Genomic DNA, 24,122 nt, shown 5'->3' on the forward strand with positions numbered 1-24,122 from the left:
GGTGCAGGCTCGTTATTCATCGAATTCCTCTTCTGCGACATTCGTCGTTGAATTTGATACCAGTTGCTTGAATTCGGATGGGCGAAATCCCGTTTTCTTATGAAACAAAGTGGAGAAATAACGAGTATTTCCATAGCCGACAAGCTCGGCTACTTTGTTGATGCTGAGCCAAGGGTTCTCTTGCATGAGCGCCTGGGCTTTTTTAATTCTAAGAGAGACGACATAATCTGTATAATTAGTTCCGGTTTCCTTTTTAAACATTTCCGACAAGTAATTAGGATTTAAGCTCACGTGTGAGGCAAGCATCTCGAGAGAAATATCTTTTGTATAGTGGCTTTGGATAAACTCTAAAGCGGCTGAGATGGCTTTAAGCCCTTTGTTTTCTTTGGCGGACGATATTTTACCGGTGATGGTGATTAGAATTGAAATTAAATAGTCGGTTAATGAATCGATGCCCTCCAAATATTCCAAATCCCTTTCTTCATAGAATTTTTCCTGGATCCCGTAGCGGAGTGCCAGCTCCACAGTTGCGTCAAGCAACCGTGATACGAGCTTCGCTACAGTGTCATAACAAATGGGTCCTAGATGGACGACGCTGCTGAGAACGACCTGTACTCCCAGCCGAATCCCCTTAATATCAGAAAGCTCCACAGCCATGCATGTCGATTTAATGTGATCTTCCGGAACAACGAATTGACCAGAAGGTACCGTTAGCGGAGTAATAATTTTATCGCCACCGATAATGAGCTTTTCCCGATAGGCTTTCAAAGCTTCATTATAGGATTGTTTTATTTGTGAAACATGACTGTGAATATTTCCAGCCCCGATCGTTACCGTGTACGCTTTGCCCCTAATTTCTGACAGTATGCGTTTTGCCACTGCAAGATGGATTGGTTCCCGGTCACTTTGCAGACCAAGAATGACAACAATCCGGTTCTCTTCCCTCTCAAATACAATACCTTCATCACATTTCATTAATATCGCTTCGATGATAGCGAGAGTTCCTTTAATATCTTGCTTAATATTTTCTCGATTTACGTTTCTTTTTAAATAGTTGTCAAACCCTAACACAAGTACAGCATAATAGGGGGAATAGGCGATATCCTGATGAGATGTACTGTTATCCCGTCCCGACAAATAATCGAACATAATTCGTTCTTTTATCAGCGGAATGCCGACGTTCAATTGCTTTTTCACCTGTTCCAGATTAGTCCGCATTTCCCGTTCCATATGAATAACCCGGCATGCTTTGGCCAAGGTTTCGTTTACTTCCTCACGTTTGATCGGTTTAAGTAAATAAGCAAAGGCCCCGAAAGAAATTGCTTTCTGTGCATACTCAAAATTATTATAGCCACTGATGATAATAAATTTCGGTTTAAATCCCTCCGCCGCCCAATGTTCCATTAGCTGCAAACCGTTAAAACCAGGCATATGGATATCTATGAGGATGATATCAGGATTAAGGCAACGTACCCGTTCAAGCGCCTTATTTCCATCAGAAGCTTCGGCGACTAATTCCAGGTCAAGACGCTCCCATTCGATGCACTTCACAATGCTTTTCCTGATCCACTGCTCATCTTCCGCAATGATGACTTTTAGCAAAGCGCAGGCCCCCTACATCTCTTTTAATAAAATTATATCAAATTCCCACAAAGGCAGGATATAAAAGTCGCCATACGAACGTACCGTTCGTATGGCGACTCAGCATTTACATTGTATAAAGGCCTCTGCCTGTTGCAGGCTGACAGCTGATCACGGATTTATCCTTGTTCTGCCGCATTCGGAGCTTTAACAAGACCCGGCCAAATATTTAAAAAATGCGCTTGACTTTCATCCCATTTATCCTTAAGTCCCGTTTGTTCAGCCAAATCATCCCACGGCACAAGCCCATCATGCTTGGTTATATACTCGTCTAATTTTCGGTTCAATTCCTCTTTACTATTTTGTATTTCGGGATGGCTAACTAAATTTTTCATTTGATACGGATCCTCTATATTGTCGTAAAGCATCCAATCTTCATTATGCACAGTTTTCGCATACGTGTAACGTTCGGTTCGAATTCCTCTCCACTGTGGTGTTCCCCTCACTACTGATATGTGACAAGCCGTAAGATCATGGATATAACAGGATTCTTTTCCTTGTGCTTCTTGGTTAGTAAAAAGATTATGCAGGTCTTCTCCATCCACATTATTGGTGAAATGAAGTCCCATAAGTCCAAGCACGCTGACCGGTAAATCTACCAAACCAATTAATTCATTTCGTTTTAATGTAATTGTGCGCCCTTGCCAAAAGACTAGCAGCGGCACCTTGATAGATTCTTCATAAGGCAGCTGCTTATTATACTGGCCTTGACTACCTAACATATCGCCATGATCGCTTGTGTACACGATGATTGTATTCTCAAGTTGTCCGGTTTGCTCCAATTGTTTGATTATTCGTCCAAATTGCTTATCCAACGCGGTTATATGGGCATAGTATCCCTTAATGTCTCTTATAATATCCTCTCTATTTGCACCTTCTTTTTTTAATGATAAGGCTCTTTCGCCTACATTATCCCTTAATTGAATGTCAATATCTTTATATAAATCAACGTATTCTTGAGGAACAAGAGCGTAAGGATCGTGAGGCGGGCCCCACGAAAGTACTAATCCCCATGGTTGACCGCTATTTCTTTGGATAAAATCCAAAGCGAGATTCGTTTGTTCGATAGGCTCGTAACCTTCAATCGGATGACGCACGTTCTCCTCATCATCATAGTAAGAATGCAAATAATCATGTGTACAGTTTGCTACCTTCCACTCCTTAAAACCGAATCTCCGCTTTCCTGAAGGAATAGATTGATCTCGCGGCACTCCGGCTAAATGCCACTTTCCTATGTAACCCGTGTGGTAACCACTATCAGCTAACACGTGACCAACGGTTTCAACATCATCAGATAATGGTAAATCGTTCCCTGCCGCTCCATGTTTTAATGGATGTAAACCTGAGAGCATCGATCCACGTGAAGGTACACATAACGGACTGTTAGCGATGCAATTCTCCAGCTGCACTGACTTTTTAGAGAATGCATCCAAATGGGGAGAGATAACCTGGGTATTTCCATAACAGTTTAAATCACACCATCTGTGCTGATCGGAAAAAACAAACAACAAATTAGGACGTTCTAAATTATTTGGCATGAAAAATGACCCCGTCTCCTAAGATTATTTCTTTAAACCCCAACCGTTCTGTTCCGTCCAACCGTTCTGCTTGCTGAGTTGCTCCACACTCGACTTCAAGTCTTTGTTCAATATCGTATTAAACTCCTTCGTAGTGGTCTTACCCTCGAGGAATAACTGTCCTACCATCGTATCATCCTGGTACAGTTTTTGATTCGTTTGCGGCGCAAGCAGTCTCAAGCTTGAAGTGTTTCCTTCGATATACATTCCTTTCAGGGCTTCGGGAAGAACGGCGTCCTTGGTCGCAGGTGTCCACCAAAGACCTTCAGCAAACAGTGCGGCACCCTTTTCTGAGGCCAAGAACTGCAGGAAGTTTACCGCGGCATCGAGCTTCTCTCCTTTTACCGCACTCGGAATGGAGAAATTGTTTATTGGAGATCCACCCATTTCATACAGCTTTTCGACTGCATTCGGAGAATCCTGCTTGGTTAAATAAGGGAAGGAGAAGAAACCGATATCGAATTTGCGGTCAGGATTGTCTATAAATGTTTTCAAATTGTTTCCGGTTTGCATCATCATGGCACCCTCCTGCTTGATGAACAAATCTGTCGCTGTTGCGGTATCAATTCCGTTATAACCCGGATACCAGTATTTGGAGAACGTTTTAATCAGTTCCGCACTGTCTGTCCAAGGTGATTTCTCCAGGTCGATAATCCCTTTCTGCGTACCGGCTACAATTTCATTTAGCTCCACGAGGCCGTTTTTGTCCAAATCCAGCTGTGGTATAATCGGAGCAATCATTTGATCCATAAACATCCGATGCTGCCAGTTGAACACATTGTCCACCGGGGATTTGTTGGGGGCAATAAACGGTACAACACCCGCGGACTTGAGCTTCTCGGATGCGGCAAGAAGTTCACCGAACGTCTTTGGATTACTTGTTATTCCCGCCTTTGCAAACAAATTTTTATTATAAAATACTTTCACCGCCACGGTAGAAAGGGGTGCTGACGGTACAGTACCATTCGTATTATCCATGTTCTGATTGATCAATCCGGTTGAGTAGCTGTCCCACCAGGTGCGCTGTTTGGAATCATATGGATTCTGCTTTTCGAGATAAGGTTTAAGGTCCACAACCAGACCTTTACGGTAGTTTTCCATAGCCGGAACATGCCAGGTCCACACCACGTCGGGGGCAGCACCACCCAGAAGCTGCGAGTTAAGCCAAGTAACCCATTGAGCATCATCCGTGTATTCGGTATAAGCCATTTTCACTTGTACCTTTGGATTCACCTTCATATACTCGCTGATGACCTTGTTGTATACACCCTCATCCGCTTCTTTCTTCGGTTTTTGTACGCCCCAGGATATAGTTACTGTTGCATTTGTGTTTTTAGTGCTCCCGGCCTTGGATTCGTTTGGATCCTGAATCGTGCATGCCGATACCGTAAACGCCATGACCAGTGAGACTACAACCGCCAACATCCTCGATCCTACCCGATTACCTTTGTTATTCATTGTTAACGCTCCCTTTTCTCATAAAGTAATGGTGATCTTAAGCTTTGATTGCTCCGGAGCTAAGTCCGGAAACAAATTGCTTCGTGGCAAAGATGAAAAATAACAGCAGTGGCATTGATGCCACCACATATCCAGCCAATTGCACCCCTTGTTCATTCTGAGAATTACTCATAATCCCCTGCAGTGCGATAATGACGGGTTTGACGCTCTCTTGTGAAGCGGTCATCAAAGGCCAAATAAAATTGTTCCATCCGGCCAGTGAATCGATGACGGCAATTGTGGCAATTACAGGCATCGATAATGGAATTACGACTCGCAAAAGAATCATGAATTCTCCCGCTCCGTCTAAGCTTGCCGCCTCAAAAAGAGAGACCGATAACGATGAGAAAAATGTTCTTGCCAGCAAAACGGCCATCGGCGCCAAAGCTCCGACCGGCGGCAGGATTTGTACAGCGTATGTGTTCAGCAGCCCCATCTTATTAACTAGCACGAATTGAGGGAGCAGCAGCAGAAATGAAGGAATCATCATCAAAGAGATGATAAGAAAAAAAAGGAGTTCTTTGCCCGGCATATCGAAACGGACGAAGGCATACCCGGCCATCACGGAAATAATGATGACACCAACCACAATCCCCGAAGTAACGATAATGGAGTTAAACATAAACGGAGAAATTTGCCGGAGCGCATTCATGTAATTATCCAAATGAAACGGCGGTGTCATGAACCATACGTTGTCCACGATCTGCATTTTGTATTTAAAAGAAGAGTTCACCATTAAATAAAAGGGGAACAATGTGCAAAATGCCAGCATAAACAAAATGATGTGTATCCCGATTTGATTCAGGCTCCTCTTCTGACGTGCTTTTTCGCCTCTATCCATGGTTCTTCCCCGCTTTCTTAAACTGGTAGCTGATGATGGTCAGTACAAAAATGATGGCAAACATAAAAACCCCAATCGCGCTTGCATAGCCCATCTTGTTATAGGTAATCCCTTGCTGGTATAGATGCAGCGCCGGAACCATCGTAAAATTGCCGGGACCTCCATTGGTCAGCACAAGCACGTTCTCGAAGCTGTTCATCGAATGAATCAAGGAAAGGACGATCAATACTTTCATCTGCCCTGCAATCAGCGGGAGATCGATTTTCAGCAGTCTATCCAGTAATCCTGCTCCGTCGATCCGAGCAGCCTCGTATAGCTCCTCTGGAATCGCTTGCAATCCTCCCAAATAAATGAGAAACGCAATTCCCCCGATCCAAGGAAAGCCTACACCAATGATAGAGAATAACGCGGTATCCGCACTTCCCAGCCAAGCATGATTGCTATTTGTCCCGAATGCGCCTAAAGCCTGGTTAAGTGCTCCAAAAGTAGGGTTATAAATCCATTTCCACATTAAAATAATGACCATTGTTGGGACGACCATCGGGAGGACGAGAATAAATTTATACACTTCCTTCGCTCTACGGGAACTCACGCAATACACAAGTTCCGCAGCGAGCAGGGGCACCGTCAAGGTTTTAACAATATCCGTCACGGCGATAACCGATACGTTCTTCAGTGAAGCTACAAAGGTATCGTCACTCCACATAGATATAAAGTTACCCAGTCCAATGAACTCACGATAATTAAACCCATTCCATTCGAAAAAAGACATAATTACCGCTGTGGCAGCAGGGTAATACTTAAAGATCCCCATGATCAAAAATACAGGAAGCAAAAACAGGTAACCATATCTGGCCTTCCATATTCTATGGCCAATTCCTTTTCTTTCTACTCTCTGTGCCTGACTATACGCAGCTGACAATCTTTCCATTTTGAACCCCCATCCCACTGTTGTGATATTTATTATTATAAGTGCTGCCCTAAGAATGGGTAATGAGACACTTTTCAGATTGGATGTCTAATATTTTCAGATTGGGTCATTATTTTCTCAATTATTTCAAATGGGAGGAGATAATAGAGACAATCTTTAATGGCCGCTCGTCTTCCGGCAACCGCTATCTTATACCGACCATAGAAAAAGACCGACCAGTCCCTTCCTCCCCAAGAAGCCATCAACCATTAATCCTATCCCCGACGCTTCTTTTCTTTGTCTATGAATCTTAATCATTATTGCAACCACATAGAAACCTTTAATCCCATCCATATATGATCCGTGTAGTTTGGAGAATCCGACACAAACATGCATAATGAAACGGGAGGGTGGCACTTTATACAAAGTGTCCGCCCTCCTGTCTACAGTTCATGGGTAACCAGTCTCTTCTGTTTTTACTTCTTGGATTTGGCAAAGTTCTCAGCATATTCTTCCATAATCTTGTCGCCGCCGTTTTTGCGCCATTCCTCAATTGCTTTGTTCCATCCAGCCTCATCTATTTTGCCATAGATGAATTTCGTCTTGGCATCATCAATAGCCGTAGCTAATTCCACACCCTTGGTATTAAAGGTGTTAGATATGAGCGGATTTGTTGGATTGATGAGTAACCAGATCACTCTCGCGGAACAATCCGTAAATTTTACCGTTGACTGATGTATTATTCAGTGTATCTTTATTCATTTTGCTAAGGAAAGGATAATCCTTTAAATAGGGGCCAACTTCCCAGAACATGCCCGACTCCACAGCCGATACAATATTGGAATCCTTGTTATTTGTAACCAGAATAGCCATTGGAAGTTCTCCCGAAGCTATAGTTGCATTGACTTTTTCTTTATAAGTGCTAGCCGGCACCCATGTGAATTGGAGCTTGGTGTTGGTGTATGCTTCGATTTTCTTCTGGATTTCACTCTCGGGATTCGGTGGTTCCGAGTACATATTATTTTATCAGGCATCAAAGTTGTGCTTAATGGTAAGCCCTTAAGTACTACCCTATGTTGACATAAGGATTTTATCGCGATATATTTAGTAAGCTAAATAAAATTTAACTGAAGAGGAGTTTTAATGACAGATAATGTGGATTGTGATATTCGTCAGACTTTAGATAGGATTTCTTCCAAAATGCGCCGAGATTATAGCGAATCTCTAAGGGAACTTAACCTTTATGTAGGCCAAGATAATTTACTTGCTCGTTTGTGGATAGGCGGCGATGGAATAACACAAATGCAGTTATGTGAATATTTAAAATGTGAACCACCTACGGTAACAAATATGGTTAGATCACTGGAGCAAAACGGATTTATATACCGTACAAGAGATAAACATGATGCTAGGGTAATGCGGATTTTTCTAACAGACAAAGGCAAAGAATTAGAGGAACCGGTTAGTTTCAAATGGAAACAGCAGCAAGAAAAATTACTGCATTCAATTTTACCGGCCGATCGCTTACTTCTAAGGCAGCTATTGAAGCAAATGGAGTGTGACTTATTATAAGTCGTCTCTAGCATATATATTTAGCATGCTAAATAACATCCATTTATTAAACCAACAAATAAAATAATGGTTAAAAGAAAGGAATGATTTTGATGGTAACAAATACAGAAACACAAATGCGCTCGTTCAAGATGTCCGACACCGGCATGATCGCACTCGTCGAGGAACAGACGCCGAAGCCCGGCGTCGGTCAGGTGCTGATGCGCGTGCGCGCCAGCTCGCTCAACGCCCGCGACCTGTTCATGTTGGACGGCCGTTACCCGGTGCCGCCCGGTCGCGTGCCCCTGTCTGACGGTGCCGGCGTCATCGAGGAAATAGGCCCCGGCGTGACACGTTTCAAGGTTGGTGACCGGGTGGTGAACTCGTTCCACCCCACCTGGTTCGGTGGACCACAGCGCGAGCATAGCCTGTTGTACCACACGAACCTCGACGGGTGGCTGACGGAGTACGTCGTGATCGACCAACAGGGGCTGGTCATGATGCCCAAACACCTGGACTTCACCGAGGCGGCGACTTTGCCTTGCGCTGCGGTCACGGCGTGGTCGGCGGTGGCAGGAGCTGGTGCCGGGGACACGGTGTTGATCCAGGGAACGGGCGGCGTATCGCTGTTCGCCCTGCAGTTCGCCCGCGCCGCAGGAGCCCGCGTGATCGCCACGACGTCAAAGGAGACGAAGGCAGAACGTCTGATCGAGCTTGGCGCGAGCGACGTGATCAACTACGCCACCACGCCGGACTGGGGTGCCCAGGTGCGCGCTCTCACCAACGGTCGTGGCGCCGACGTAATTGTAGAGGTCGGTGGCGCCGGGACCATCGCTCAGTCGATTGCGGCCATTGCATATCGCGGCGTCATCTCGCTGGTCGGGCACATCACGCATGACACGACTGGCATGAACCTCCTCGACTTTACCTATAGCGGAGCAACTCTGCGCACGATTGGCGGCGGCAGCAGGAGCGACCTGGAGGACATGAACAGGGTGATCGAGGCGCAACAGCTGCGACCGGTCATCGATCGCGTCTTCCCGTTCCTCGAGGCACCCACTGCTGTGTCCTACATGGAGCAGGGGGATTACTTCGGCAAGATCGTTATCAGCAACTGACGCCGGTCCAATGGATATAGCGCACCACATCATGCCGCCCACAGGAGCGGCGTAATCTCGAAAGGACAAGTTAACGGTAGGATTTTACAAGACGTGTTCTGTTCGTGATGATCATAGGAATGATTAGCTTGGTCATGGGGTTCTTTATCCGCCGCGCTGTAGTAAACACGAGGGGTTAAAATCGATTCATTGATGTTAAAAAAGTATTAAAAAACTAAAAAGGAGAAATAAAAAATGAAATTTGGAATAATAGGTGTAGGAAACATAGGGTCAATTATTTCTGAAAAATTAGTTAAGAATGGACATGATGTCAAAATTGCAGATGCTCGTGGAATTGAACGATTGGAAGGAAAAGTCCTCACAGGAAAACGTGTGAGTGTAGAAGATGTAATTACAGATATTAATGTACTTATAATATCAATCCCTCTGTACGCACTGCCAAGTATTCGCCATGTTGTAGATAACGTTGGGGAAGAAGTGATCGTTGTAGACACTTCAAATTATTATCCTCAAAGAGACAAGAGAATTGAAGAAATTGAGAACGGGGTGGTTGAAAGTTTGTGGGTTACAAATCAATTAGGTAGACCTGTAATTAAGGCTTTCAACAATTTATTAGCCTTTACTTTAAAAAATGAAGGAACTCCCGAAGGTACTAGTGGACGAATTGCTATAGCAGTTGCTGGCGATGACCTATCTCAAAAAAAAATAATTATGGATATAGTAAACGAGCTAGGCTTTGACACTGTAGATAGCGGTTCTTTAAGTGATTCGTGGAGACAGCAACCAGGAACTCCAGCATACTGCACAGAACTAACAAAGGGAGAACTTACCCAGGCTTTAAAAAGGGCCCAAAAAGAAAATGCCCCTTTCCTACGGGATAAGGTGATAGAGAAATTTATAGCTGCCCCAGCCGAATTATCACACGAAGATATTGTTAGAACAAATAGAGAAATATATAATTCCTAATTTAGGAACCCTGATTGACTTGATAGGTTCATGAAAATTACAATAGCTCAAAACATGTTAAAGAGCATAAGAAAATAGACCCAGCATTACACTTTTAAAAAAAACAAACATGTGTGAAAATATGTAATTCAAACAAAAGAAACTTAACAGGTGCCCTCTATCTTGGACAACACATCGATCAACGCAGCTTCAGGCAAATACTCGGAGCTGCTTTTTTTGTGCGCCTTGCATAGGTGATCCTTTTAAACCCGAAATATACAAGTTCCGAAAATAATTTTGTCTATGGAACTTTGAAGTTTTTCATATGTTCATTGCCTACTTCTACAAGGGACTATAAACTAAATCCAGTACAATTATTCCGATACTGACCATTTTAGGAACTTCTCGGAGGGGATCATGTGAAGCGAAATTGGGAGCTGGACGAGTTAATTGAGCATTTTGCGTTTCTTCCGAATGAAATGCAGCAAGTCGGGAACAGATCGGGGGAGACTAGGTTAGTTTTTTTTGTTCTGTTTAAGTTTTTCCAATACGAAGCGCGATTCCCCTTGCATAAATTTGAAGTTCCCAAAGTCATCATTCAATACATAGCAAAGCAGATCGAAACACCGGCGGAGCTGTACGCACAATATGATTGGACGGGACGCTCTATCACTTATCACCGAACTCAAATCAGGGAGTTTTTTGGCTTTCGTGAGGATACCATGCAAGATGCAGAAGAGATGATCGATTGGCTATGCAAAAGCGTTTTGTTCCAAGATCACGATTTCGAACATTTGGTTGAAACTGTATATCGGCGATTCAGAGAGATGAAAATTGTTCCGCCTACAGCGGATCGTATCGAGCAGCTTATCAGAACTGCAATCCACACTTACGAGGAACAATTTTTTCAAGCCACGCTGGAAAAGTTGCCTGTGGTATCTTTGTCCAAATTAGATTCTCTCGTGGAGAGCATCGCATTTCTTGATGATGACCAGGGCGGTTCAAGCGGTGGCGAAGGACTTCTTTCTTTTCAGGAGTTAAAGGCTGATCCAGGTAAACCAGGGGTCGAAAGTGTGTTAAAAGAGGTCAGCAAGCTGCGAACGATTCGAAATCTTGAACTTCCGGATGATCTGTTTCGTGATATCCCTCTTACAGTATTAACCAAGTATCGGCAGCGAACCGCAACAGAGGATCTCAGGGAACTTCGCCGCCATCCTGATCCGATCCGATACACATTGTTAGCCTCTTTCTTTTGGCTAAGAAGTATGGAAATCACGGATAATTTGATCGAGTTGCTAAATCAAATCGTCCATCGGATAAGCGTGCGGGCGGAACGAAAAGTCGAAAAGGAATTTCTGAATGAATTACGTAGGGTAAGCAATAAGTACGGCATTCTATTCAATTTGGCACAGTCCGCCATCAATAACCCGGATGGAATTATTCGTGATGTCATTTATCCGATCGTAAATGGGCAAACGTTACGGGATTTGATAAAAGAATTCAAACATTACAGGGCCAGCCTATCGAGAGAAAATCCATACCATTATTCGGGCTTCCTATGGGAGTCATTATCGCCGTATGGCGCCCGAAATATTAGGTATCTTGGAATTCCGATCAAACAATGAAGTGCATCAGCCGGTGATTCGTGCACTGGAGCTGGTCAAAAATATTCGGACACCGGCCAGCACTATCTTCCTCTCATCGAAGATATCCCCATCGATGGAGTAATCCGAATCGTTAACAAAGAAATCATTGTCGAGAAAGATGAAAAAGGTCAAGAGCGAATTAATCGCATGAATTATGAGATTAGCGTACTTCAAGCTTTACGTGACAAGCTTCGCTGTCAAGGATCTGCCTGCGCTTATGCGATATTTCCGGGGATGAACCCAGCGCGCCTCACTATAAAGGTGTTTGGTTCTCCCCTCCTAACCAAACAAAGCATCCCTATCGCAGGGATGCTTTGTTTTCTATTCCTTATCATGAGCTTGGTACGGCTTGAAGTGTGTGTTATAATCACTAGCACGATAAAATGATAGATGGAGGATTTTTATGCTTACCTTTGAACAAAAGCTTGCGATTATGGAGTCTTTTCCAGAGCTTACACGCAGCGATGTATCACTAGGCCGCGTTAATTTCAGCTATGAGCAAAGCGCCTATGATAAAAAGAACGTAGCCTACCACCTGCACCCGAATGGAAACGGATTTATTTATGCGGGCCGGCTGCGGGGCTACTCTACCGATAACAAAGGATTTGTCAATATTCGTGACTATGAGGCGGATGCGCTTCGTGCCCTTGTTGCCGAATCGATCCTTTCCTTGACGGATACTTCAACCCAAAAAACGCCCCCGCGCACTGAAAGCACGCAAAAGGAGCGTTGGGAAGGTCCTGATAATCAGTCCCTTGTGGTAACCTTTGAAGATGAACTATGGTATGTGTATGCTGGAGCCAATCTGGAATCCGCGTTTGAAACCTATGAGGAAGCAGCGCAGTACTGTCTTGAAGAAGGATTTGCTAAAGCTACCTGAGCCTGATTTTAAACCAGCTCATATGAATTCTTGATCTGAACCCCGGCAGGCAGGACCGCCTCAATATGACCCCGTATCAAGCTCTGTTCCTTGCTGTCCTCACTGAGTATAGCTATAATGCCGCTGTCGCCGCGGGTACGAATTAACCGTCCGATTCCTTGTCTCAGGCGCAGCAGCATGTAGGGCAGATCCACCTCTTCAAAAGGATTCAAGGCTGCTTTGCGTTTGGCCATAAAAACAGGGTCCTGCGGAGGAAACGGCAGTGACCAGATGATCACATTGGAGAGTGATGGGCCTGGTACATCAAGCCCTTCCCACAATGTAACCGCGCATAATACACTTTGCTCGTCACGCTGAAACTCTGAAATCAGATGGCTGATTTCCTGATCACCCTCGAACAAAAGACGCAAATCAGTACAGGCCGGATAATGTCCAATCTCTTTTTTGAACTGCTGTAAATCGTCTTTAGTTGGAAACAACAGCAGCGCTCTTCCTTGCGTCCGCTCCAGCAGGCTCGATGCTGCCCGCATCTTTTCAGTAAAGCTGCCTCCCTCCAACCACTTCGGCATGATCACTTCCATTTGCTGTGCATAATCATAAGGAGAAGCCACGGAAAAGGATGTGTACTGCTCAATCCCAAGACTATCGGCCACATATTCAAAGGAACCCTCAACAGATAAAGTCGCTGACGAAAACACGATAGGCATACTGGACGAGTTGAATACTTGCTCCCGCAGCACTTCCTTCACGGTTCTCGGCATAATCGCCAAAGTAAGCCCATCCTCACTTTCCGTTACCCAACAAATCAGACTGTCGGATTGCTCAAATAAAATCAGTGCCTTTTGCATCATTTCCAGATGCTCCTCCACAATACGCAGCTGGTAATCGTTCAACGTATACAGCTCGCTCTCAAACACCAGCTCTTCCTCTATAGCCGTAAGGACACTACGGAAGCGCTGCACCTCTCGAATCAGCTTGTCATTCAATATAACCTGCTTCCGATCGGTACCCGGTATCGCCTTGCTCTGAAGTCCCAGCACATCAAACAGCGTTTCACTTTGGACAATCGCTTCATCTATGAGTACAGCCAGCGTCTCACGCACTTCACCCTCCAATAGGCGAACGATCAGCGCTTCAAATACGACATGCTTTAATTTAAAGGTCAAAGCCTTCTGTCCGGCAGATTCCAATAGATGTCCTTCATCAAATACAACCGCGCAGTGATCCGGCAGCAGCGGCAGCTGGCCTTCCCGTTTGCGTCCTTCGTATGTCCAAATATGCTCCATATAAAAATCATGCGAGCAAATAATCAGATCACCCGACTTGCGGTAATGATCCCTTGACAGCGTCTGACCGCAGCGATGCCGCTTCTCACAGGTAAAACAATCCTGGAACGTATCCCAGTTGATTTGTTCCCATTGCTCATCATTCATATGCGGATAATGCTTACGATCTCCATAGGCATGAAACGACTGCAGCGGCTTGTAGCTGTGGACAAATTCAGGCAGGCTCTCATACAGATCCTGAAACAGATCGGCATCCGCCGCCCTCATACGTGCCTCCTCCAGCTTCACCAGGCATACATATTTATCCGGTGATTTGCCCAGTCTGGCATCGATCGCCAAGCCCAGATGCTGAGCCAGCTTCGCAATATCCCCCTCCGGCTTAACGAGCTGCTCGATCAATGACTCATCAGCACAGGCAATAATGGCCGGCTTGCGCATATAACGCGCATAACAAATCGTGTACAGCAGATACACTAACGTCTTTCCTGTTCCCACCCCGGCCTCAGCAAATATGGTCTGTTTTTCAGCAAACGCTCTTTCCAGCTGAAAAGCCATATAAATCTGTTCGTCACGAACCTCAAAGCCGGATTCCGGCAGGATATCATAAAATACATCAGCTATCCAATCGCCAGCCTGCTGGGTAAAGGATTGTCTTGGATCATAGTTAAAAGGGTAACGCTCCACTATTATTGTGCCTCCATAAAATCGAATTCTATTGTAAAAACCTGATCACCAGATAAACAACTGCCGCGTTAAAAATCATCAACAGCGGGATGCCGATCGTGAATGATCTGTGTTTGGTTTTATGATGCCATACCCGCATCCCTATCCAGCCTCCAACCGCTCCACCGAGTAAGGCAATGAGGAATAGCTGCTTCTCAGGAACCCGCTGACGGGATTTTTTGGCGTACCGCTTGTCCTGACCCATTCTGATAAAGCCCCAAACATTCATCACTATCAAATAGATAAGAAGTATATTCACTTGAACCTCCAGAGTTACTGATGAGTAGAAGCCTTTCGTTGCTTTTACCTTCAAAAATCGTTACATTAGTAATATTGTTCACTCTCTAGCATCAACGATTAGAATAAAGGATGTGCGTCATTCATGCAAACCGTTCAGACCATTTTGTTCGCGCTTATTCTCGTTACTTTGGCTTGTTCTGTCTACTACAGCTTCCGCTCCCGTAAGCATGTCGATCCCAAGCTGCGAGGCATCTATAGCTCACGAATGAACATCATGATGGGGATTATGCTCGTCCTGATTGCTGTCAGCCAGCTGTTTTTTTTCACGGATTCCAATATCCGCCGCGTATTCGGCACTATTTGCTTCCTGCTCGGTGCGTTTAACCTGTTCTCAGGACTACGCAATCATGCCCACTTTACCCGTCAATAATAAGGCATTCTAGAAGTGCGGTGAATAAGTCTCGCTGCGCTCGTTCTTCACCGGACTTCTAGACCTGATCAATAAACTGTGCAGTGAGCATCGCTTTCGCAACCAGTGTTTGCGTATTCGCATGATAGATGGCGACATCTATTTTACCGAATTTACGACTCACCTCAATGATTTTTGGAAGAATCTCGATCTCACTGTCAATTTGCACAGGCTTGACAAAATAAGAGGACATATTGTCCATAACGAGATCGCCTTTTTTGATATCCTGCACAATATGGTACGCAGCCTGCTTCATCAGTATGGTCAATACACCTTCAGATACGGTGCCAAGCTGGTTCGTCATCTGGGGGGTAATGGCCCCACGGAATATGGGGTATCCCTCTTTGTTGCGTTCCTCTGCAAAGCCAGACCAGATCAAATCCTCGAAGGTCTCCCCATTCTGCGGCTGCCGTTGAATGTGCTGCATCGCCTTTAATACGTCCTTACGGCTAATGACAGCCATAATCTTACGATTCGTATCAATGATGGGGAGCAGGTCAATTCCTTCCCAAACCATCATATGCGCTGCTGTTGCTACGGAAGTATTTGGCGCGGCGGTCAACGGATTGCGTGTCATCAGCTTATCCATCGTTTGCTCAGGCTCTGCGCCAATCAAATCCTTCGATGTAATCATCCCAATGACCCGATTCCATTCATCCACTACCGGAAACCGGCTATGTCCTGCCTGTTCATTAAGCCGCTGCCAATCCTTGAGCGTATGGTGGCTCTTCAATACAACGACTTCCATGGAAGGAGGCACGATGTCCTCAATCAGCAAAATCTTTTTCTTGATGAGTCGATCATAAATGGCCCGATTGATCATGGAAGCTACCGTGAACGTGTCGTAGCTGCTTGAAATAATCGGAAGCTCCAGCTGATCGGCAAGCCTTTTCACCTCTTCACTCGTACCGAATCCGCCTGTAATCAGCACACCGGCCCCTTGCTCCAACGCACATATATGAGCCTTACTACGGTTACCTACGATGAGCAGACTGCCCGGATCAATATAGCGCATCATCGCATCCTGCTGCATCGCGCCGATCACGAACTTATACAACGTTTTTTGCAAACCACCGAGTCCGCCCAGTACCTCACCGTCTACAATATTAACAACCTCGGCAAAAGTCAGCTTGTCGATGTTATCACGCAGCTTTTTTTCCACGCGAACTGTGCCAACCCGCTCCTTGGTGCTGACCAGCCCCAAATTATCTGCTTCTTTGATAGCTCTATAGGCGGTACCTTCGCTGACTGCAAGCTTCTCGGCGATTTTACGAACCGAAATTTTTGAACCGATCTTCAGGTTCTCAATATATTTTAATATTTGCTCATGCTTGGTAGCCGTTTCCTGCGCTGTATAGTCCATAACTGTACCACCAATCTCTGAATCTCTGTATTAATCTGTATGATTCATTATAAACGCTCTTCAGCATAAAAAAAAGCCCTTCACGAACCAATATCTGGGCTCATGCATAGGATAACGTATACTTATTTTGGAGGTGCCTTATCGATGTATAATCAACCCGTTGCAAACTCAAATCCAGCTGGCGAAGCTGTCTACCAGATGGAGCCCGCTATGGTCGAAAAGCTTCACCACATGAAGGAGCATATTCATGGCATATGCAAGAAGCACATGCATCGACCGGTGCGTGTACAAACCACTCATGGTACAACCTTTGAAGGTTATATTATCCATATTGACGATGTACATTTGTATTTGAACCCTCTGCCTGGCCACGTACGCGGTTTCTTTAATCCGCTGGCAGCCGCTCAGCAGCAATATGCATATAACAATGTGATTCTGCCACTAGTATTGTTTAATCTGCTGACCATCGCACTCCTTTAAATTTGCTGAACTGCTCGACCCTCATGCACACAAAAGAGCCATTCTCCGCACGATCGGAGTTTGGCTCTTTGGCATTACTTCTTAAATTGCATCAGCTTGCGACGGCCGGATAACACTTGCTCCATCTGCCAGCCTTTCATCCGCTTGACACGCCCAATCTCCTGCTTCTTCCGCTCATCTACACCAATCAGCTCATGAAGATGAGCGGCCACAATCATCAGCGCGAATAGTACCCAGATCACTCCAAAAATCGTAGGCAGTGTGAAGCCCGACCTGATATCGAGTCTGGGGACGGCATAGAACAGCATACCCAGCGCCAGACCCATATACATCACCGATTTCATCCCTTTCAAGCAAGCATCCCTCCGCTTCCATTCAATAATAAGGCTTGTTCTCTATAGTCTATGAATCCAGATAGCCAAATAGCCCAAATTAATGAATTTAATAGAATGTAGCCGCAGCAGCGCATATTTTGTTGGGAACGAGTGGCTTACGAAGTAAGTTTTCTTCGAAAACTCGGCTGTTCCTTACGAAGTAAGTTTTCTTCGAAAACTCATAAGAAGGTGAACCTTATTGAAAAAACATCGCAAGGTATCCGCTTCTTTACACCGTGCAACCTGCCGCTGCCAGCGCTCGGCCAAGCAGAAGACAGTACGCGTCATCGTCCGCTTTGCAGGCACTGCAAGCAAACGGCATGTCTCTTCCTTGAAGCGAAAACTGGATAAAGGCAATCATCATTTTAAAGAAAAGGCCCATCTTAAGCTGATTGGCTCCTGGGCTGCACATGTATCCCCCGCTTGTCTGAAGGCTATCTGCTCCCATCGACACGTAGCCAAAATTGTGCTTGACCGTAAAAACCGCATCAATCTGAACGTGGCAACACCCGCTGTAGGCGCAGTAGCTGTCCGCTCGCGGGGCACCACAGGACGAGGAGTTACCGTAGCTGTTCTCGACACTGGTGTAGCTCCTCATCCAGATTTGACCCAACCGGCCAATCGGATTGCAGCGTTCAAGGATTTTGTAAACAACAGAACCAAGCCTTACGATGATAACGGTCACGGGACACATGTAGCAGGCGATGTCGCCGGCAATGGTTACTCCAGCAAAGGTAAATATCGAGGAACAGCACCAGGTGCCCGCATTGTCGGGGTCAAGGTATTGGATCAGCAGGGCGGGGGATATGATTCAACGATTATCAAAGGCATAGAATGGTGTGTCAATAACCGAAAACGGCTTGGCATCCGCATACTCAACCTTTCGCTTGGTAAACAGGCTGTAGAGAACTGCAGCAACGATCCCTTATGTCAAGCCGTAAGCAAAGCCGTTCGGGCTGGACTTGTCGTGACCGTGTCAGCAGGTAATGAAGGGCCTGCCAAGGGCTCCATTGATTCCCCCGGCATCAGTCCACTGGCTATCACCGTGGGTGCCACGAATGATCGAAACACGGTACGCGAATCGGATGATCAAATCGCTGCATTTTCCAGTCGAGGACCTGCCAAGGGCGGAGGAGCCAAACCTGATCTTGTAGCTCCCGGAACCAATATAATCTCGCTGCGTGCAGATGGCTCTGAGTTGGATCGCACGCTTCCGGGCAATAGGGTAGGCAAACGGTATTTCAAGCTGTCAGGTACCAGCTTCTCCTCTCCGATTACAGCAGGCTCCGCCGCCCTGCTGCTGCAGCAAAATTCCCGACTAACACCTGCTCAAGTAAAACGCTTGTTGAAACGCAATGCCTACTCTTTGAAACAGTCAGCTCGTGATCAAGGTGCGGGAGAACTGAATATGCGATTTGCCGCAGCCAAAGCACGCAACCGCAAGCAAGCCTTGGGAGGCAAGGTCAGGTAATACCTTCTGTGAACAGAGCAGGATGGGTCAGGATCTCTGGAGAGGCCCTGCCTGCCTGTGTGCGGAACTGCCGAGGTGTTAATCCGGTTTTTCGTTTAAATAAAGCATGAAAATATTTCATATCCTTATACCCTATAAGCTCGGCCACGGTGCTTATTTTGTCGTCAGTTAGCAGCAGCAGCTCGCAGCACTTTTGAATCCGCAGGAATTGGATGTATTCCATATAAGTTTGGCCTGTGGCCTTTTTCATAAGCCGATGAAACTGTCTGGAGCCCAGATTGATCGCTGCCGCCATTTCGGTCAAAGAAGGAGGGTTTTGAAGCCGCCGGCCAAGCTCCTCCAGTACCGTATTCAAACGTTTCATTTCCGGCTCTGCCTCAACGTCAGCGTGTCCTGCCGAGGATCGAACGATACATACAAGCAGCTGCAGCGCATAAGACAGCAGCATGATGCGGCGCGCCGTTTGGGTATCGTTAAATTCCACATACAGCTGGTGCATTAAAGCGCCTACTTCACCATGCGATTCCCGATGCACAAACCAGCTCTTCTCCTGATTCAAGGCCCGCAGTGCAGCAACGTCATCAGGAGCCCATAGACTGGAATCGCTAGTAGCAATACGCTCGAAAAACTGGTCATGAAATATGCAGTTATACACGATTAAACGCTCCTTAGCCGAAGCCTGCGCAGGCCTGAACACATGGGAAACCCCGATTGGAATAAAAAAAAGATCACCCTTCTGGACAGTCACAACCTGATCATCAATATAATGATAGCCTTTTCCTTCACTAATATAACTGACCTCAACAAAATCGTGCAGATGCTCCAGCATCTCGAAGGATTCACTGGCGCGATTTACATACAAAGGAAAATCAGGTCCAAAAAAAGTCTGACCTGTCAACGAGTAGATTGATCTGCGAATGCTCAAGAGCTACACTCTCCCTAGTCCCATATTCATAACCCTAGCTCATTTTATAATGTCAATATACACCTATAAACATGTCAAGTCTAACCCAATCTTTTGCAGCCGAACCATACTAAAATAATTACAAATCCAAATCCACGCTAAGAGGTGTATTATGCAGCCATTACAAGTTATGCATTTAACATGCGAGTATCGCAGTAATCCTGTTGGAATTGATGTCATACAGCCAAGACTGGGCTGGAAGCTTGTTTCAGAACAACGCAATGTCAAGCAGAACGCCTATCAAATTCAGGTTGCCGCTGCTCCCGGGCTGTTCGATACTCAGCTCATTTGGGATACAGGCAAGGTCAACTCTGATCAATCCGTACATGTTGTGTATGAGGGAACTGCGCTTGAGTCGCGTACCCGATACGTGTACCGCATCCGGGTATGGAGCGAGCACGGTCAGCACAGCGATTGGAGTGAAACCGCTTACTGGGAAACCGGCCTGCTGAATCCATCGGAATGGACAGCTGACTGGATTACAACCAGTATTCCGCGTGATCCCGAGCAAGCCGAGCCTATCGACATGTTTCGGACCGCTTTTCAGATTGATAGTCCGGTCAGCAGGGCAGTCATCTATGCTACCGCGTTGGGACTCTATGAGCTTAGCCTGAATGGCAATCGGGTTGGAGATGCACTGTTTACCCCTGGATGGACCAGTTATACAAGTCGGCTTCAATATCAAACCTATCCTGTGACCGAACTGCTAAAGAACGGAGATAATGCACTTGGCATGATGGTGGCGGACGGCTGGTACAAGGGCAATTTGGGCTGGCAGACACAGCGCAACTGCTTTGGCAGCGAGCGGGCTGCACTGTTGCAGCTGCATATCACTTATGAGGATGGAAGCGAACAGATCATCAAGACAGGCGACGACTGGAAAGCATCTGAAGGCCCCATTCGTATGTCTGAGCTGTATCATGGAGAAACCTACGATGCCAGACTTGAAAAAAGCGGCTGGGATACATGGGATTACGACGATTCGGGCTGGAGCGGAACCACTGTGCGCGAGCATTCCAAAGAGATTCTGATTGCCCAGGAAAATAATCCGGCGCGTATTGTTGAACGGCTCCAACCTATCGAGCTGATACGAACACCAGCTGGAGAAACGGTACTCGATATGGGGCAAAATATGGTCGGATGGATGCATATTTCTGTCGAAGGCGAGGCAGGCCATACCATCACCATACAGCACGCCGAGGTGCTTGATAAGGAAGGCAACTTCTACACCGGTAATTTACGATCAGCCAAACAAACCAATGTTTATGTATGCAAGGGAGAAGGCGTGGAAACCTATGAGCCGCGCTTTACGTTTCAGGGATTCAGATATGTGAAGCTCGAAGGTTATCCCGGAGAGCCGAAGCTTGAGCAGTTCACTGGTTGTGTAATCACCACAGACCTGGAGACGACCGGCCATTTTGAATGCTCAAATCCATTGATTAATCAGCTGCAGCACAATATTGTTTGGGGACAAATCGGAAATTTTCTCGATGTACCGACGGATTGCCCTCAACGGGATGAGCGGCTGGGCTGGACCGGAGATGCCCAGGTGTTCATCCGCACAGCGGCTTTTAACCGCAACGTAGCCCCCTTTTTCACCAAATGGGTTCGTGACCTGAAGGCAGATCAATTCCCAGACGGTGGTGTCCCTCATGTGATTCCAGACGTGCTGCCACAGGATACTCATTCCTCCTCAGCCTGGGGCGACGCTGCCGTCATATGTCCATGGACTGTGTATCTCAGCTATGGAGATAAGCGACTGCTGGCGGAGCAATATGACAGTATGAAGAGCTGGGTGGATTACATTCACAGCCAGGGCGACAACACCTATTTGTGGAACAGCGGATTTCATTTTGGCGATTGGCTTGGACTCGATGCCAAGGAAAACAGCTATAAGGGAGCAACACCGAGCGATCTGATCGCCTCAGCCTTCTATGCTTATTCCACAAGCCTGCTTGTCCAAACCGCCAAAGTGCTTGGTAAATCAAGTGACGCTGCGACTTATGAGAGCTTGTACAGTAAAATCAAGGAGCAGTTCCGCAATGAGTTCGTGTCACCTGCCGGAAGACTATGCGCAGCTACACAAACCGCACATGTGCTTGCTCTGATGTTCGATCTGGTAGAAGGCGAGCAAAAGAAACGCATTGTCCGAACGTTGGTCGAGCTAATTGAGGAGAACAGCTTCCATCTGACAACCGGCTTCGTAGGTACGCCTTATCTATGCCATGTATTATCCGAGAATGGACAGCATGATGTTGCCTTAAAGCTCGTTCTGCAGGAGAGCTATCCTTCCTGGCTGTATCCTGTGACGCAAGGTGCAACGACGATGTGGGAGCATTGGGATGGCGTGAAGGCAGACGGTTCATTTTGGAGCGATGATATGAATTCCTTCAACCACTATGCGTATGGAGCCATCGGCGATTGGCTGTATCAGGTTGTCGCCGGGCTTGATACCGACCATCAGGCAACAGGCTACAAGCATATCAAGATTCGGCCGCGAGTCGGTCAAGGCTTTGAATACGCCAAGGCTTCGCTGGAGTCGATGTACGGAATGATTCATTCCGGCTGGGAACGGACCGAGCAAGGAGGATGGATCGTCAGCATTACCATCCCTGCCAATACAACTGCCGAGGTATACCTCCCGGATGCCCGGCTGGAGACACTGCGCGAGAGTGGGCATTCGATCTTCGAAGCCGAGGGCATCTATACCCGTCAGCAATCGGCAGATGGTGTTACGATCACATTAGGCTCTGGAAGCTATCTATTCACAGCTAACCCGTAATACAATCAAAGGCCCGCTATTGCTGAGCTGATCAGCGGATAGCGGGCCTTAACTTGGTTCATTTCAGTGAGCAATATGCAGGTTCTGCTGTACGTATCGAAGACAGTTCGGCACCTTACACCTCTACTCAGCCGTCGCAGGATTATGCAGCGCCTCTCTGCGGCTGTCTTTTGCTGCGCAATTTCAGCCATCTGACCACCTGACCATATAAGGAAACCAGCAGCCACGGAACGATCAAGCTGAGCAAAAATGCTGAGATCGTATACGCATGATAGTGCAGGATATTGCCAGTCGCATTCGTTACATGAGTGCGCCAATAACTGAGCAGCGCAGGATGCATCAGATAAATGCCAAATGAAACAGCGCCCAATGAAATCAAGGCCTTGGAGAGCTTCGGAGCATACTGCAATATTTTGCGACCAATCCAGATAAAGCCCATCGCGGCAAACATCGGATACACATTAAAAATAATCGTATACCAGATGCCGGCAAAACGTATTTCACTGGATTGTTCAATCAGGAACATCCCCATAAAGCTGAGTCCGAGCAGCACACTTAATGGTAAAACCCAGCCAATGTGCCGCCCAATCCAGTTTACAAACGTTTGATAATGTACACCTATGTATCCACCCAAAGTGAACAAGCTGAAATATGTAACACATAATGAAGCAGAATGCTCAAATGGCGCAACCATATGCTCATACCAATAGGAAGCAGCCTGTACGGCTATCCCAATGATGACCAGACTGTTCATAAAGCCCTTCCAGAGCCGGCTCAGCCAGATTAATAACGGAAATACCAGATAGAACTGAACGATGATAACCATAAAATAAAGATGGTACGACGCATCGGACCAAGGCAGCATACCAAGAAGCTCCTGCCAATCCCAATGCAGATTATCCGGATCATAGATCCATTGATTATATACATAATAAAACACACACCACAGCAGGTAAGGAAACAGAATTTGTTTTACCCTTTTTAGATAAAAGGTAACGGCCTGCTTACCACTCCAATCATCGATATACCGATAAAACAATACCAATCCACTTAAAAATATAAATAAAGGAACGGCAAAATTACTGAACTTGTTGATCCCTAAATACAGTGCCTGGGATGTCGAGCCTATGGGTATTTCAACTGTTGCTTCCGATGTCCCATGAATAACGAGAACAGCCAATATGGCAAAGGCTCTTACGATATCCAGTTCTATAAGCTTTGGTTTTTTTACTGTCAAAATATTTGCCTTCCCTCCGATCCGTTGTATAAACGGACCTATTGCTAATGTTTGTTTATAGTGATCATCCTTAATCATACCACATGGAAGCGTTTATCAGATGTAACTTTTTTGTAAAAACTTATAT

General features: G+C 46.0%; 23 protein-coding genes. 9 read left to right on the plus strand and 14 right to left on the minus strand.

Annotation, left to right across the window (positions count from 1 at the left end; all coding sequences use genetic code 11):
- Positions 1 to 12 precede the first annotated feature (12 nt).
- The 7 genes from LRL21_RS12965 to LRL21_RS12995 form a co-directional block, all read right to left on the minus strand.
- A complete protein-coding gene (locus LRL21_RS12965; protein ID WP_240416205.1) occupies positions 13 to 1,602 on the minus strand; it encodes a response regulator in 1,590 nt (529 codons plus the stop codon).
- Positions 1,603 to 1,760: 158 nt separating this feature from the next.
- Positions 1,761 to 3,179, minus strand: coding sequence for a sulfatase family protein (locus LRL21_RS12970; RefSeq protein WP_240416206.1), 1,419 nt, complete (start codon positions 3,177 to 3,179; stop codon positions 1,761 to 1,763).
- Positions 3,180 to 3,203: 24 nt separating this feature from the next.
- Positions 3,204 to 4,676, minus strand: a complete 1,473-nt coding sequence (locus tag LRL21_RS12975) for an ABC transporter substrate-binding protein (RefSeq protein ID WP_240416207.1) — start codon at positions 4,674 to 4,676, stop codon at positions 3,204 to 3,206.
- A 37-nt stretch (positions 4,677 to 4,713) separates the two neighbouring features.
- On the minus strand, positions 4,714 to 5,556 hold the full coding sequence (locus LRL21_RS12980) for a carbohydrate ABC transporter permease (RefSeq protein ID WP_240416208.1): 843 nt from the start codon (positions 5,554 to 5,556) through the stop codon (positions 4,714 to 4,716).
- Positions 5,549 to 6,487, minus strand: coding sequence for a carbohydrate ABC transporter permease (locus tag LRL21_RS12985; RefSeq protein WP_240416209.1), 939 nt, complete (start codon positions 6,485 to 6,487; stop codon positions 5,549 to 5,551). The genes LRL21_RS12980 and LRL21_RS12985 overlap by 8 nt, the downstream gene beginning before the upstream one ends.
- A gap of 455 nt (positions 6,488 to 6,942) precedes the next feature.
- Complete coding sequence (locus LRL21_RS12990; protein ID WP_240416210.1) at positions 6,943 to 7,101, minus strand: hypothetical protein; 159 nt, start codon at positions 7,099 to 7,101, stop codon at positions 6,943 to 6,945.
- 19 nt (positions 7,102 to 7,120) lie between these two features.
- Positions 7,121 to 7,483 carry an extracellular solute-binding protein gene (locus LRL21_RS12995; RefSeq protein ID WP_240416211.1) on the minus strand — a complete coding sequence of 121 codons (363 nt, stop codon included), beginning with the start codon at positions 7,481 to 7,483 and terminating at the stop codon, positions 7,121 to 7,123.
- 126 nt (positions 7,484 to 7,609) lie between these two features.
- Here LRL21_RS12995 and LRL21_RS13000 point away from each other — a divergent pair, with 126 nt between their 5' ends.
- The 4 genes from LRL21_RS13000 to LRL21_RS13015 all read left to right on the plus strand — a co-directional run bounded on the left by LRL21_RS13000 (position 7,610) and on the right by LRL21_RS13015 (position 11,705).
- Entirely contained in the window at positions 7,610 to 8,038 is a 429-nt protein-coding gene (locus tag LRL21_RS13000; RefSeq protein WP_240416212.1) for a MarR family winged helix-turn-helix transcriptional regulator, read from the plus strand.
- Positions 8,039 to 8,154: 116 nt separating this feature from the next.
- Positions 8,155 to 9,135, plus strand: a complete 981-nt coding sequence (locus LRL21_RS13005) for a zinc-dependent alcohol dehydrogenase family protein (RefSeq protein WP_240416213.1) — start codon at positions 8,155 to 8,157, stop codon at positions 9,133 to 9,135.
- A 234-nt stretch (positions 9,136 to 9,369) separates the two neighbouring features.
- Positions 9,370 to 10,101, plus strand: a complete 732-nt coding sequence (locus LRL21_RS13010) for an NADPH-dependent F420 reductase (RefSeq protein WP_240416214.1) — start codon at positions 9,370 to 9,372, stop codon at positions 10,099 to 10,101.
- 398 nt (positions 10,102 to 10,499) lie between these two features.
- The gene (locus tag LRL21_RS13015; protein WP_240416215.1) at positions 10,500 to 11,705 is read left to right on the plus strand and encodes a DUF4158 domain-containing protein; all 1,206 of its coding nucleotides are present in this window, start codon (positions 10,500 to 10,502) and stop codon (positions 11,703 to 11,705) included.
- A 6-nt stretch (positions 11,706 to 11,711) separates the two neighbouring features.
- Here LRL21_RS13015 and LRL21_RS13020 read toward each other — a convergent pair whose 3' ends face one another.
- Positions 11,712 to 11,900: a hypothetical protein gene (locus LRL21_RS13020; protein ID WP_240416216.1), complete on the minus strand. Its 189-nt coding sequence runs from the start codon at positions 11,898 to 11,900 to the stop codon at positions 11,712 to 11,714.
- 229 nt (positions 11,901 to 12,129) lie between these two features.
- Between LRL21_RS13020 and LRL21_RS13025 the strand changes: the two genes are divergently transcribed.
- Positions 12,130 to 12,606, plus strand: coding sequence for a hypothetical protein (locus LRL21_RS13025; protein ID WP_240416217.1), 477 nt, complete (start codon positions 12,130 to 12,132; stop codon positions 12,604 to 12,606).
- Positions 12,607 to 12,614: 8 nt separating this feature from the next.
- On the opposite strand, the gene LRL21_RS13030 is transcribed toward LRL21_RS13025, so the two are convergent.
- Entirely contained in the window at positions 12,615 to 14,576 is a 1,962-nt protein-coding gene (locus LRL21_RS13030) for an ATP-dependent DNA helicase (protein WP_240416218.1), read from the minus strand.
- A 28-nt stretch (positions 14,577 to 14,604) separates the two neighbouring features.
- The gene (locus tag LRL21_RS13035) at positions 14,605 to 14,874 is read right to left on the minus strand and encodes a DUF1294 domain-containing protein (protein ID WP_420832447.1); all 270 of its coding nucleotides are present in this window, start codon (positions 14,872 to 14,874) and stop codon (positions 14,605 to 14,607) included.
- A 123-nt stretch (positions 14,875 to 14,997) separates the two neighbouring features.
- Here LRL21_RS13035 and LRL21_RS13040 point away from each other — a divergent pair, with 123 nt between their 5' ends.
- Positions 14,998 to 15,285, plus strand: a complete 288-nt coding sequence (locus LRL21_RS13040) for a YtpI family protein (protein WP_240416219.1) — start codon at positions 14,998 to 15,000, stop codon at positions 15,283 to 15,285.
- Between the two features lie 58 nt (positions 15,286 to 15,343).
- Here LRL21_RS13040 and LRL21_RS13045 read toward each other — a convergent pair whose 3' ends face one another.
- Complete coding sequence (locus tag LRL21_RS13045) at positions 15,344 to 16,687, minus strand: DRTGG domain-containing protein (RefSeq protein ID WP_240416220.1); 1,344 nt, start codon at positions 16,685 to 16,687, stop codon at positions 15,344 to 15,346.
- A 144-nt stretch (positions 16,688 to 16,831) separates the two neighbouring features.
- Between LRL21_RS13045 and LRL21_RS13050 the strand changes: the two genes are divergently transcribed.
- On the plus strand, positions 16,832 to 17,167 hold the full coding sequence (locus tag LRL21_RS13050) for a hypothetical protein (RefSeq protein ID WP_240416221.1): 336 nt from the start codon (positions 16,832 to 16,834) through the stop codon (positions 17,165 to 17,167).
- Positions 17,168 to 17,241: 74 nt separating this feature from the next.
- Here LRL21_RS13050 and LRL21_RS13055 read toward each other — a convergent pair whose 3' ends face one another.
- Entirely contained in the window at positions 17,242 to 17,511 is a 270-nt protein-coding gene (locus tag LRL21_RS13055; protein WP_240416444.1) for a hypothetical protein, read from the minus strand.
- 229 nt (positions 17,512 to 17,740) lie between these two features.
- Here LRL21_RS13055 and LRL21_RS13060 point away from each other — a divergent pair, with 229 nt between their 5' ends.
- Positions 17,741 to 19,012, plus strand: coding sequence for a S8 family peptidase (locus tag LRL21_RS13060; protein ID WP_240416222.1), 1,272 nt, complete (start codon positions 17,741 to 17,743; stop codon positions 19,010 to 19,012).
- Here the strand turns inward: LRL21_RS13060 and LRL21_RS13065 are convergent.
- Complete coding sequence (locus LRL21_RS13065) at positions 19,005 to 19,937, minus strand: AraC family transcriptional regulator (RefSeq protein ID WP_240416223.1); 933 nt, start codon at positions 19,935 to 19,937, stop codon at positions 19,005 to 19,007. The two genes, LRL21_RS13060 and LRL21_RS13065, sit on opposite strands and share 8 nt — an antisense overlap.
- 151 nt (positions 19,938 to 20,088) lie before the next feature.
- Here LRL21_RS13065 and LRL21_RS13070 point away from each other — a divergent pair, with 151 nt between their 5' ends.
- Positions 20,089 to 22,758 carry an alpha-L-rhamnosidase gene (locus LRL21_RS13070; protein WP_240416224.1) on the plus strand — a complete coding sequence of 890 codons (2,670 nt, stop codon included), beginning with the start codon at positions 20,089 to 20,091 and terminating at the stop codon, positions 22,756 to 22,758.
- 142 nt (positions 22,759 to 22,900) lie between these two features.
- On the opposite strand, the gene LRL21_RS13075 is transcribed toward LRL21_RS13070, so the two are convergent.
- Positions 22,901 to 23,995: an acyltransferase gene (locus LRL21_RS13075; RefSeq protein WP_240416225.1), complete on the minus strand. Its 1,095-nt coding sequence runs from the start codon at positions 23,993 to 23,995 to the stop codon at positions 22,901 to 22,903.
- Positions 23,996 to 24,122 lie beyond the last annotated feature (127 nt).

The organism is Paenibacillus periandrae (assembly GCF_022458865.1).
Classification (GTDB): Bacteria; Bacillota; Bacilli; order Paenibacillales; family NBRC-103111; genus Paenibacillus_S; species Paenibacillus_S periandrae.